This window comes from Litoreibacter ascidiaceicola (assembly GCF_900129235.1).
In the GTDB taxonomy this organism is placed as follows: domain Bacteria; phylum Pseudomonadota; class Alphaproteobacteria; order Rhodobacterales; family Rhodobacteraceae; genus Litoreibacter; species Litoreibacter ascidiaceicola.
In genome coordinates, this window is sequence record NZ_FQUV01000002.1 from 75950 (window position 1) to 88347 (window position 12398).

11 protein-coding genes are annotated in these 12398 nt (G+C 58.2%); 7 read left to right on the forward strand and 4 right to left on the reverse strand.

Annotated elements, in window-relative coordinates; genetic code table 11:
* Positions 1 to 14: 14 nt before the first annotated feature.
* Positions 15 to 989: a YVTN family beta-propeller repeat protein gene (locus BUB72_RS03540; protein ID WP_073140783.1), complete on the reverse strand. Its 975-nt coding sequence runs from the start codon at positions 987 to 989 to the stop codon at positions 15 to 17.
* The gene (locus tag BUB72_RS03545) at positions 989 to 2149 is read right to left on the reverse strand and encodes an ABC transporter substrate-binding protein (RefSeq protein ID WP_073140786.1); all 1161 of its coding nucleotides are present in this window, start codon (positions 2147 to 2149) and stop codon (positions 989 to 991) included. Before BUB72_RS03545 ends, BUB72_RS03540 begins: the two co-directional genes overlap by 1 nt.
* A 164-nt stretch (positions 2150 to 2313) precedes the next feature.
* Here BUB72_RS03545 and pedF point away from each other — a divergent pair, with 164 nt between their 5' ends.
* From pedF to BUB72_RS03575, 6 genes are all read left to right on the forward strand, one after another.
* Positions 2314 to 3012, forward strand: a complete 699-nt coding sequence (pedF, locus tag BUB72_RS03550) for a cytochrome c-550 PedF (RefSeq protein ID WP_073140788.1) — start codon at positions 2314 to 2316, stop codon at positions 3010 to 3012.
* 5 nt (positions 3013 to 3017) lie between these two features.
* Positions 3018 to 3917: a substrate-binding periplasmic protein gene (locus tag BUB72_RS03555; RefSeq protein ID WP_083588585.1), complete on the forward strand. Its 900-nt coding sequence runs from the start codon at positions 3018 to 3020 to the stop codon at positions 3915 to 3917.
* An 87-nt stretch (positions 3918 to 4004) separates the two neighbouring features.
* Complete coding sequence (locus BUB72_RS03560; protein ID WP_073140790.1) at positions 4005 to 4526, forward strand: SRPBCC family protein; 522 nt, start codon at positions 4005 to 4007, stop codon at positions 4524 to 4526.
* A gap of 43 nt (positions 4527 to 4569) precedes the next feature.
* Positions 4570 to 5055, forward strand: coding sequence for a (2Fe-2S)-binding protein (locus tag BUB72_RS03565; protein WP_073140791.1), 486 nt, complete (start codon positions 4570 to 4572; stop codon positions 5053 to 5055).
* Between the two features lie 24 nt (positions 5056 to 5079).
* Positions 5080 to 7449 (forward strand): xanthine dehydrogenase family protein molybdopterin-binding subunit, encoded by a 2370-nt coding sequence (locus BUB72_RS03570; protein WP_073140793.1) that lies wholly within the window; start codon positions 5080 to 5082, stop codon positions 7447 to 7449.
* 13 nt (positions 7450 to 7462) lie between these two features.
* Positions 7463 to 8245 (forward strand): FAD binding domain-containing protein, encoded by a 783-nt coding sequence (locus BUB72_RS03575; protein ID WP_073140795.1) that lies wholly within the window; start codon positions 7463 to 7465, stop codon positions 8243 to 8245.
* Positions 8246 to 8307: 62 nt separating this feature from the next.
* Here the strand turns inward: BUB72_RS03575 and BUB72_RS03580 are convergent, their stop codons facing one another.
* Positions 8308 to 9177, reverse strand: a complete 870-nt coding sequence (locus BUB72_RS03580) for an FAD:protein FMN transferase (protein WP_073140797.1) — start codon at positions 9175 to 9177, stop codon at positions 8308 to 8310.
* The gene (locus BUB72_RS03585) at positions 9174 to 11270 is read right to left on the reverse strand and encodes a 4Fe-4S binding protein (protein WP_073140799.1); all 2097 of its coding nucleotides are present in this window, start codon (positions 11268 to 11270) and stop codon (positions 9174 to 9176) included. Before BUB72_RS03585 ends, BUB72_RS03580 begins: the two co-directional genes overlap by 4 nt.
* A gap of 104 nt (positions 11271 to 11374) precedes the next feature.
* Between BUB72_RS03585 and BUB72_RS03590 the strand changes: the two genes are divergently transcribed.
* Positions 11375 to 12148, forward strand: coding sequence for an ABC transporter permease (locus BUB72_RS03590; RefSeq protein WP_073140801.1), 774 nt, complete (start codon positions 11375 to 11377; stop codon positions 12146 to 12148).
* Positions 12149 to 12398: the final 250 nt, after the last annotated feature.

Here is a 12398-nt window from a genome sequence, read left to right on the forward strand (position 1 = left end):
TAGGAGCGTGGTCCCTAGGGGCGAAATGCAGCACCCCAAGGGAATCGACCGACCTTGATGGATTTGAGTGCTTTGCGTGAAGCGACGTCAACAACGGTGACGTCGCCGGACACGCCGTTTGTCGTGAACAGTCGCGACCTGTCGGCGTTAAAGGCCATATGCCAGACGCGGCGGCCGACAAGGATGTAATCTTCGACCTCATAGGTCTCGGCATTCACCACGGCGAGGTGATTTGAGGGGCCGAGGGCAACGAAGGCGTATGTGTCGCCTTCGGTGAATTCGAAGCCGACTGGTTGAACGCGATCAGGATGAACGCCTTGAACCTCAAAGCTGATTTTCGCCTTCTCGGTTTGCGTCGCCACATCGAAGACGGTGATCGTGCCGCCAATCTCCGAGCTAACCCACATCTCGGAGCCGTCCTTGACGAACTCGGCGTGACGCGGGCGGCTGTCGACCAAGGTATTTGCAAATAACTGCTGGGTCGTGGTGTCGATCCAATGTGCCATATTCGTGGTCTCGGAGGTGGTGATCGCGACCATGCCATCGGGGGAAACAGCCATTCCTTCCGGCTCCACGCCGACGTCAATTTGCGCAACGACCTTGCGGCTTTCTACGTCGACCACCGTGGTAATCGCATCGTCTTCATTGGCGATGTAGAGATGTTTGTCATCAGGGTGCAGGACGAATTGTTCAGGGTCTTCGCCGGACGGAAGGTCGTGGAGGATTTTGCCAGTGTTCGGGTCCATGACTTGCACCGCGTCACTGTCTGATGCGCATATATAAACGCGTGAAAAGTCCTTGGAGAAGGTAATCCCCCTCGGGCGCTCGCCCGTCTCGTAGGTTTGGATGACCTCCAAGGTTTCGGTTGAGATCACCGAGACGGTATCGTCTTTCTCGTTTGTGACCCAGATTTCACCGGCGTGGGTCGTCGTTGAGCAGAGCAAGAAGGCGGTGCCGCCTGCGATGACATGTTTTGAGATGGGGAGCATTATTGGAAGGCCTCGCATTGGCTTTCGGGGCGATCGAGCCCCAGTGAATCAAGTTCGTTCGTTTGGTGCAGAAACCCTTCAAGCGGGGCTTGGGCCACCAAGGCGCGCGGGTGGGCGATGGCGATCGGTTGGCGTAGTTGCCCGTTCCATGCGCGATAGGTGAGCGGGCGGCCTTTGAAACCGGCAAGCTCGAAACTGTCAGACAGAATGTAGCTCCGCAGCGTGTCGGGGTCCGCGCTATTGGTGCGTGTCACGGCTTCGCCTAGGCTGCGCATGGCGGCCCAAGCGGCATAGTCTTGCGTAGCCATGTCGCGCGCATGGGCGTCCGAGAAACGGCTTTGTAGTTGCGCAGCACCCCACTGCTCGATCACGGGGGACCACGTGACGGCAGACAAACCTTCGGAGCCCACGACAGGGCGCGCCTGCCAAGTGTTATACAAAACGTAGCGGCCGAAATCGTGCAGCTCGTCCGCCACGATCAAGGCGTCGTAGTCGCCGAGGTCCTGCGTGAACAAGGGAATTTCCTGAGACGCCGTGCGACGCATGTCGGCATCAAACGCCCAAGACTTTTCTTCGGATAGCGCCATTCCGAACTTCTTGAGAGAGCGCCGCATGGCTTCGGCATAGGCTTGGTCTTGCGCATAGCTGCCGAAGATCATCACCAGATCGTTCCAGCGTCTTTGGACGAAAAACTGCGCCAACGCGTCGGTGCGCATCGCGTGAGAAGGTAAGCTGTGCAGAAGGTTGGCGCGACACTCTGTGTCTCGCAATGACAGCTCTCCCGCTGAAGTGTTGAACAATATGGCGCCCTGCGCCTCGGGCAGGTCCGCGATTGCGGCGAGCGTCTCGGCGGGGGCGTCCAATAGAATGAATGAGGTCGATTGCAGGAGATCGCGGGCGGGCTCTAAAGGATCTTCTCCAACGGACACTTGGACTTCGATCAGGCTATAACCATGACCAAGAAACTTGCCGGTCGTCAGGTTGTCTTGGAGACCAGTCTGTGCGCCTGCCAAGCCAAGGTTGGCAGGAACCGGGTCGAGATTTGACAGCGTCGGGGGGCGGTGCGCTTCGACACTGAGATACCCAACATCCAGTGCAACGTCAGCTGTTGCGCCTTGCCCGCAAAGCAAGGCCGTTGTCAAAATTATGACCCGATGCATAGAATGTCCTCCCTTACCGTCGAGGCTAGCAAGCCATCTACGAGCGGTCGAATGAGACTTTGGTCGCGAAGTCCGGCGGACCACAACCAAAGTCCAATACCGCAAAGCATCTGGCCTGTCTTAAAAGCAGGGAAAGGGAATTGCGCCGTTCTGGGAGGATAGGAATGCACAACGCTTCGTTCAAAGGTTTATTGACTGCAGGGGCCATCTTTGCGGCAACCACTTTGGCCTATGCACATGGGGATGTGAACCCGCAGCCCGTTGACACCGCCGGCTTGCCGGAGACGGGCGAGGAATGGTTGACAGAAAACCCTTACCGAGCCTCCGAAGTCGGGGAGGAGGTTTGGCAGAAAGCCGTCGAGATCGGCTCTTCCGGTTACAACCAGAACTGCGCGCGCTGCCACGGTTTGGAGGTGGTTTCAGGTGGTTTGGCCCCGGATTTACGGTTCCTTGAGGCTGAAGAATACGGCGACGAATGGTTCGTCGAGCGGTTCCGCACTGGTTATACCCAAAACGGCATTACCAAAATGCCGGCATTTGGTGAGTTGCTAGGGCAAGACGCTGCATGGGCCATCCGCACTTATATTGAGACCCGTCCGGACAGTGATGCGATGGAAGAGGTTTCGGACGAACTCAAGGAACTGCGTGATCAGTTGGCAGGCTATGCGACCGACACGAGTGGCGCAGACGCAGATGCGATCAGATCGCGCCTGACGGAAATCGCAGGCAGCATCGAAACCCTATCAGGCGCACCTGTTGCTGACTCGGTCGCATATCGTGCGGCGAACCTCATTGATGGCACACCTGATGCCTATAAATCGGCAGCGGAAACGCTGACCATCGGCCTATCTGCAGCGCACTGACAATGATGCGTGGCGTAAAGCGTTTCTCCCTGGTGGTTGTGGGCCTGCTCTTGGCGGGGCAGGTCCACGCTGCTGATCCCTGCGCAGATTATGTCCCGCAGGAGCGCCCGCAAAATGTCGGACGCGATGTTGTCGGGCAAGATCTAGATGTGCTGCAGGATCAAGGTCACATGCTTTTCGCCGTTTATGCAGACTATCCACCCTACAGTTGGGAGGAGGCTGGCAAGGCGAAAGGCGTAGATGTCGAGATCGCCAAACTGATCGCGGCAGATTTGGGCATTGAGGCGCGGTTTAACTTCGTCGCAGCCGGTGAAAACCTAGAAGCCGACCTGCGCAACAATATCTGGGTGGGGCCGATCGTCGGGGGACGCGTTTCCAACGTGATGATGCGGATCCCGTATGACAGTGCTTTCAAGTGCCGCGTAGAGCAGGTGGTGTTCACGGGGCAATACGCGTCCGAGTCCATCGCGATTGCCTATGACAAAAAGAGCTACCCTGACGAAAAACCTGTGCCTGCCTATTTCAGGTTTGATCCTGTTGCCGTTGAGAATGACTCGATTTCCGACTTCTACCTGTCATCTTTTGCAGGTGGTCAGCTTGCCAATCACGTGCAGCGCTTCGCGGATATGGGACTTGCTATGGAGGCCCTCGCGGATGGTAAGACCAAGGCTGCGATGGGCCCATTGGCGCAACTGGAATACGGGTTAGACGACAGCACTGCGGTGCATCAACCGCCCCTCGCGGGTTTCGCTGTAAGCAAGTGGACACTGGGTGTGGCCGTGAATTTTCGCTACCGCCCCTTGTCATACGCTGTTGATGACGCCATCAATTACGCGCTGCAAGACGGTCGCATCGCGAAAATTTACGAAAGTTTTGGGCTGAGTTTTCAGCCCCCGGATCGCTGATGCTGCAACCGCTTCTACACCCTTAGTCTCATAGGCGGGGGCGGGACGTGAACGTAGGTTGGCCATAACAAGGAAACGGAATCTGCCATGAATTTGAGTGACAGCCGCGAGATTAATGCTGATGTGGCCACCGTATGGGCTGCTTTGCTGGACCCGGAAGTTTTGAAAGCCTGCGTGCCGGGATGCCAGGAAATGACCGGCTCTGCCGACGAAGGTTTCGAGGCGACGGTTGTCCAGAAAGTCGGGCCGGTGAAGGCGACCTTCAAGGGGGCCGTGCAGATGAGCGAGATCGTCGAGCCAGTGAGCATGACGATTTCAGGCGAAGGCAAGGGCGGGGCTGCCGGCTTTGCCAAGGGTGGCGCTGATGTACGCCTAGAGGCGCAGGGTGATAGCACCATTCTGCACTATGAGGTGGAGGCCAAGGTCGGCGGAAAACTCGCACAACTCGGCTCTCGCATCATTGACGGCTTCGCCAAGAAGATGGCGGATCAGTTCTTCAATAATTTCCAAGACGCCGTTGGCGCGCCGGTGGCGGGCGAAGAAGAAGATGCCGCAGGTGGCAATGACGAGACCAAGAAAAAGGGCTGGTTCAAACGGCTGGTAAGCTGACGGACTGCGCCTGAGAAGACAAAGATATCCAAGGGAGGATAGGATGACCAAAGTAACGATGACCATCAACGGCAAGTCCGTCTCGGGTGAGGTGGAGGGGCGCACGCTGCTGTCTTCCTTCTTGCGCGAAGACCTGCACCTGACCGGCACCCATATCGGTTGCGACACCTCGCAATGCGGGGCCTGCGTCGTTCATGTGGATGGCAAGCCGGTAAAATCCTGCACTATGTTTGCGGCGGAAGCTGATGGGGCCGATGTGGCGACCATCGAGGGGCAAGCCAACGCGGATGGTTCGCTGAACGTGATCCAAGCGGCGTTTCAAGAGCACCACGGGTTGCAATGCGGGTTCTGCACACCGGGCATGGTGATGTCTGCGGCGGCTTTGCTGAAGGACAACCACAAGCCGTCAGAGGCCGAGGTGCGCGAGTATCTTGAAGGCAACATCTGCCGCTGCACGGGCTACCACAACATCGTCAAGGCAATCATGGCCGCGTCCGGACAGGACGTCAGTGCCATCGCCGCCGAATAATAGAGATATAAGGGAGGAATTTTCATGCCCAAAGATGGTGGAATTGGCGCCTCAACAGTGCGCCGCGAAGACGTCCGCTTTCTGACCGGGACAGGTCAGTATTGCGATGATATGAATATGTTCGGCCAGACGTCGGCGGTGTTTGCGCGCTCGACCGTGGCCAATGGTGTGATCAAAAGCATCGACACTTCGGCAGCGGAAGCCATGCCGGGTGTGCTGGCGGTGTTCACTGGCGAAGACTTCGTTGAAGTTGGCGGCAACCCCGCGGGCTGGTTGATCAACTCACGCGATGGCGAGCCGATGAAAGAGCCCAAGCGGCCTGTTTTGGCACACGGCAAAGTACGTCATGTAGGCGACGCCTATGCCGCCGTTATTGCCGAAACAATCGAGCAGGCTAAAGACGCCGTTGAAGCCATTGAGGCTGACATCGAAGAACTGCCCGCGCTTGTGAATATGAAGGACGCTTTGGCGGCTGATCACTATGTGCATGACGAAATCGGCACCAACCAGTGTTTTGACTGGGGCTGGATCGAAGACAACCGCGCCGCAACTGATGCTGCCATCAAAGGCGCGCATCATGTCACGACGCTGGAATTGGTCAACAACCGTCTGGTGCCAAACGCGATGGAGCCACGCTGTTCCATGGCACAGTATAACCGCGCCAACGACGAATACGTGCTGCACACCACGTCGCAAAACCCGCACCTGACGCGGCTTTTGATCTCGGCGTTTGTGCTGGGTATCCCAGAGAACAAGCTGACGGTTATCGCCCCTGATGTGGGGGGTGGCTTCGGCTCCAAGATTTATCATTACGGTGAAGAGGCTCTGGTGCTGGCAGCGGCCAAGAAGATCGGGCGTCCGGTTAAGTGGACTGCGGACCGGACCGAGGCGTTCTTGACGGACGCGCATGGTCGTGACCACGTCACCAAGATCGAGTTGGCGATGGATAAGGACGGTAACTTCCTCGCCTTCCGTACCGAAACCATGGCCAATGTCGGGGCGTATCTGTCGAACTTCTCGACTGCGACGCCGACCTTCCTGCACGGCACTTTGATGGCGGGCAACTACACAGTTCCCAACGTCTATGTGAATGTGAAGGCGGTCTTTACCAACACGGCACCGGTTGATGCCTACCGCGGCGCTGGTCGTCCGGAAGCGACGTTTTCGCTGGAACGTGTCATCGACAAAGCGGCCCGCGAAATCGGCATGGACCCGATCGAGTTGCGCCGGAAGAACTTCATCAAACCCGACCAGTACCCCTTCGCGAGTGCCGCCGGGCTGGAATATGACAGCGGCAATTACGATGCCCTGATGGACCAGATGGAGAAGGTCGCCGATGTGGCTGGCTTCGAGGCTCGTCGTAAAGCGAGCGAGAAGAAAGGCAAGCTGCGCGGCTTCGGCGTGAACGCCTATATCGAGGCTTGCGGAATCGCGCCGTCAAACCTTGTGGGTGTGCTTGGCTCTCGTGTGGGCCTCTACGATGCAGCCACCGTTCGAGTGAACGCCACGGGGAACCTCTCCGTCATGGTAGGCGCGCATTCTCACGGCCAAGGCCATGAGACGGCTTTCCCGCAAGTGGTGGCAGAAATGCTGGGCATTGATCCGCAAAGCATCGACATCGTGCATGGCGACACGTCCAAGATCCCGTTCGGGATGGGGACCTATGGTTCGCGCTCGTTGGCTGTCTGCGGCTCCGCCGTGGTGCGTGCCACCGAGAAGATCATCAACAAGGCCAAGAAGATCGCGGCCCATATGTTGGAAGCCTCCGATGGTGACATTGAGCTGAAAGACGGTGTGTTCTCGGTTGCTGGCACGGATAAATCGGTGACCTTCGGGGAGGTGGCGCTGAAAGCCTACATCCCGCATGAGTTCCCTCTGGAGGACATCGAGCCGGGTTTGGAGGAAACCGCATTCTACGATCCGGCCAACTTCACCTATCCGTCCGGTGCCTATTGCTGCGAGGTCGAAGTCGACCCCGAGACCGGCAAGGTGACCGTGGAAAGCATGACCGCAGTGGATGATTTCGGCAACGTCATCAATCCGATGATCGTGACCGGTCAGGTGCATGGCGGCTTGGGCCAGGGCATCGGTCAGGCACTGTTGGAAAACACCACCTACGACGAGAACGGCCAGTTGCTGAGCGCGTCCTACATGGACTACGTCATGCCGCGCGCAGATGATCTGCCGTTCTACACCGTCGATCACAGCCAAGGGAATGCCTGTACGCATAACCCGTTGGGTGTGAAAGGCTGCGGTGAGGCGGGGGCCATCGGCTCACCTCCGACGGTGGTGAACGCTGTTATCGACGCGTTGCAATCCGGCGGTAAAAGCGTCACCCATATCGACATGCCAATGACCCCACACCGCGTGTGGTCGGCCATGCAGAACGCTTGAGAGGAGAGAGCACATGTATGCATTTGACATAGAGCGCCCTGCAACCGTGGCCGAAGCGGTCGCCGCATTGAGCAATGAAGACGCGCAAGCGCTGGGGGGCGGGCAAACCCTGATCCCGACGCTGAAGCAACGCTTGGCCAGCCCCGAAAAGCTGGTCTCGCTGACAGGCGTGGCCGAGATGAAGGGGATTTCCTCTGCCGGTGGTGTCTTGACCATCGGCGGCGGAACCACTCATGACGATGTCGCGGCGGATGGCAGTTACAAAGCGCTTTCCGAACTGGCCGCAAACATCGGTGACCCGGCGGTGCGCAGTCGCGGCACAATTGGCGGCTCCATTGCCAACAATGACCCGTCTGCGTGTTATCCTGCGGCGGCTTTGGGTTCTGGCGCGACCATCGTGACCAATGAACGCGAGATTGCGGCGGATGACTATTTTGTCGGCATGTTCGAGACGGCACTGGACGAGGGTGAGATAATCACCGCCGTCAAGTTTCCGATCCCCGAGAAAGCCAACTACCAAAAGTTCGTGCAACCCGCCTCGCGTTTCGCGCTGGTCGGGGTGTTCGTGGCGAAAACTGCGGACGGTGTTCGCGTGGCTGTCACGGGGGCTTCCAACGAGGGTGTGCATCGCTGGACGGCTGCCGAGGAGGCACTGTCGAAAGACTTCTCGGCGGGTGCATTGGACGGTCTCACCGTGAGTGCCGACGACTTGATCGCGGACTTGCACGGCTCTGCCGAATATCGCGCACATTTGGTGGCGGTGATGACTAAGCGGGCAGTCGCGGCGGCTTCGTAGTCCGGTTTGCATTAAGTGATGGGAAGGCCCTGCCACCTCGGCGGGGCCTTTTTCATGTCGGGCTAGATCGTGGTCAGATCGCCGTCGAAAGTCACCAGCGTCACCCGACGAAGCCCAGCGGCGCGGGCGATGTTTTCAACCGCGTCACGTGGTGCCAAAACCAGCGCAGTGGACAGAGCATCGGCCATCGTGGCGGTCGCGGCTTCGACCGACACCGTTGACCATTGAGGGCGCGCGGTGGGGTGTAAGATATGAGCATGCGCACCCAGACTAAGCGCTGAGGGGCTTGAGGTCGCCACAGCACCGGTAGTGAGCGCACGTGTCCCGAAGTAGCCGTGATCTGGATCGCTTAACCCGATGCTCCATGGCCCGCCGACCCCGCGATACTCGCCAATGTTAACCAGTGTATTCGCCAAGCCGCTGCGCGTTAGCGCATCGACGACGAGGTCGGTGGCAAAGCCTTGCGCGATCCCATTGAAGGTCAATGATTGGTCAGCATCAAGGGTGATCCGATCAGTGTCAAAGTTGACTCTCTCCCATCCGATTGCGGCCCGGGCAACGGTCGGGTCGTGCTCTTCTGCAAGCGCGCGCCATAATGGCTGCACGGTCGGATCGAAAAGGCCACCGGTGATCCGGTAGGCGTCATCGGCAGCTTTCATGAGCGCAAGGAAGCAGCGGTCGGGATCGACGAGCGCGCCAGAGTTGTTCAAGCGGGACAGGCTGGATGCTGGATCATACAGGCTGAACAATTGCTCAATTTCGCGAATGGTTCGTCGAGCTTCGGCGAGGGCTGGTTTTGCCAAATCGCGCGGGCCGTTGATCGTAATGCTGACATCGGCCCCGAATGCGCGGCCCTGCCAGCTGTTGGCGTGCGCCGGAAGGGCTGCGAACGCAGCTGAAATTGTAAGGAAACGGCGGCGGGTCAGTTTCATTCGGCAGCCATCCCTACTTTACGCCCCTTGGCGGCGAGGATCAGCGGGACGCATTGTGTCTCGTCATCATGAATTGTCACGCAGTCGAGGCACTGGAAACACTCCGAGTATTCGATCTCGCCCGTTTTCTTGATCGCCCCGTAGTTGCATTTGACGCGGCACAGCTGGCATGGGGAGCCACACTCCGCACGGCGCGCGATCCAGTCGCGGCCCCGGACCAACCCGCCAATCGCCATGACCGCCCCAAGCGGGCAAAGGTAACGGCAGAAGCCCTTGAACAGCACCATAGACAAAACCAGCAGGCCAACGGCATAGGCCACGTAATACCATTCGCGGACGAAGAATGTCGTGATCGCAGTTTTGAAAGGCTCCACTTCAATGGCTTTATCGAGTCGGGCAGGGGCGATAAAGATGATTGCTACCAGACCCGCCAGCACGAGGTATTTCAGCCATTTCAAACGGTGATCCCATTTCACTGTTGGCTCGATCTGCGGCAGGCGCAATAGACGCCCCAAATGATGCGCAAATTCTTGCATCGCGCCAAACGGGCACAACCAGCCACAGAAAAGCCCACGACCCCAGAGGACAAATCCAAGGATGGTGACGGCCCAGATGACCAAAGAAAACGGATCATAAAGCAAGAACGCGAAGCTTCCGCTGTCTTTCGCAGTGCGAAGAACCGCCATAGGGGTTGCGATGGACAATTGCCCTTGTCCCCACCAGCCAATGAAAACCGTCACGAGTGCCAGAATGCCTAATCGGATCGGGGTGAAGAACTTGTGTCCTGCCAAGCGGTTGAGGCGCAGCCCCAGCAGAGCGATCAGCCCAACGACGAAAACGCAAAGTATAACCAGATCAGTGGCCCGGTTGCGCAAAGCGTCAACCCAGGGCGGCGTGGGCTTGACGACTTCGGGGCGCGAATAGAACCGCTCCGGCGTTGCGTGGGTTGCGGTCAGCGTGACGGATCCGACTTCGGGTTGGAACACGCCATGGGACCGAAGGGCTTTGACTTGCAGGGTCCAGTCAGCTGCCGGATCAAACCCGAGGCGCCGGTCCGTGCGTAAAATCAGCGCGGCGCCGTCTTGAATGTCTTCGGGCAGGTCATTGTTCATCTCGACATAGATATCGGCGTCGCGGAAGGCCACGGGAAAGCCCCCCTGATCGGCGCTGATGAGGTCTGGCGCCGTATTTCGCACGAAGTCTTCGGTGATAAGCCCATGGCGGGCAGTTTCGACAAGCAGCACCGGCTCGTCCGTCGTCGAAATCGACATGAACTCGCGCAGTTCTTCGTAGCTGTCCTTGGACAAAACCGCCTTTGCAATGGACGGCGGGCCGAGGTCTATGATCCAGAGATCAAGATAAGTTCCGTTGGGATCATCCTGCGCTTCCGGATCGTCATCTTCCCAGAGGGTACCTTCAAACACGGCATTGAGTTCGGCGTTGGAAACCACTTTGCGGGTTGCGATGCCTTGCTCGACCAACGCGGCCCAGTCCAGCGGTTCGGAATATTCGAGATTAGGATAGGCTGGCGGACCGGTCGAGATGCCGTTCATTTTCTCGCGCGCGACCTTCAGAGCCGCAGCAAGCAAACTCTCATGCGCGATCCGCACCGAGGCTGTCGCCTTGGTTACCCCATCCAGATAGACAAGGGCTGACCCACCTCCGCCGCCCCCATATGGCGTGCCGACCACCAAACTATCCGAGATGGAATGCCCGCGATATTGCTCGAAGAATTTGTGGAACGGAGCCTCACCGAGACCCGATACGAAAATGGGCTCGTTGTGGGAGATGAGTTTGACGTCCAGAAACCGACCGTCCAGATCAAGAACCACCAGCATGTTGATCGGGGCGCCGGAAAAACCGGGAAGCGGGGCCATGGGTTCTGTCTCGAAGACGTATCCGGCTTCTGCCCCGCCGGAGTTCAGCAATTGCCAGACTCCTTGGTCATTGAGCGGCTCACCCAACGACATGGGCGGCACGATATAAGGCGCTAGCGTTTCGCGGGATAACGGCTCCGCAACAACCGACAGGGCGCAAGCGACCCAAAGGGCCGCGCCCCAAACCAGCGCAGTGAGTGATTTGCCTCCCAACATAACTGCAGACTAGGTGGGCGCGGGCGCAGCCCCTATTCGACTAAGGTATAAGCGCGTTGATTAGCCCTTGGGCGCGCAGGTCTTTCCGTGACAGTCTGACGGCTATGTCGATCTCGTCACCTCAAAATCAAGCCATTGTGGTTGTGATCTCCCTTGCCGGACTGGTTGCGCTTTGGGCCGGTGCCGCGTGGTGGGGGGCAGATCCGACGGTGTTGCCAAGTCCAAGTGAGGTTTGGAGCATTTTTGTTAGCGAAACTGCCTCGGGCGAATTGCCCCGACATGTGCTCGCCACCCTGCGACGCGTTTTGCTCGCGTTCATTCTGGCCATGGCGTTTGGCGTCGTCATCGGCATCTCCATGGGGATGAACGACACGCTTAATCGCTGGTTCGGGGCGTGGTTGGTGGTGCTGCTGAATGTGCCGGCATTGGTGGTGATCGTGCTGTGCTACCTGTGGATCGGGCTCAATGAAGTGGCTGCCATTACGGCGGTCGCCTTGAACAAGACAGCAATGGTTGCGGTCACGGTTCGCGAAGGTGTGCACGCGCTTGACCCCAAACTCAGGGAGATGTCGCAGGCCTATCGCATGTCGGTGCTAACGCGGTTGCGTCATGTCATCCTGCCTCAGCTATGGCCCTATCTGGCGTCCAGCACCCGCAATGGGTTGGCAATCATCTGGAAGATTGTGCTGGTCGTTGAATTTCTGGGTCGCAGTGACGGGGTCGGGTTTCAGATACATCTCTACTTCCAGCTGTTTGAAACCGGATACGTGCTCGCTTACGCGCTGAGCTTTGTGGCGTTGATGCTTGTTCTTGAATACGGCGTCATCGGTGTGGTCGAGCGACGCGCAACACGCTGGCGGCAGCCACGAACAAGCTAAATCCGCCGGATTTGGTTTTGAGCGGGATAGTGACCTCCAAACGTGTTCGGGCTTACCTGACATGAAAGCACCGCTTACGAAACAGCGAGACGATGGGGATGCAGGATTTGCGACCAGCCGTCTTTTTCCTGTTACTTTCAAGACCTAGAGCTTGCGCGAGGCAATCGGGTGCTGGGGTTACGCCGCTGTGGCCCAACAGACTTGCCACGCTCGCAACCGTACCGCTAAGCTGGTGGTATAGAATAGAAAT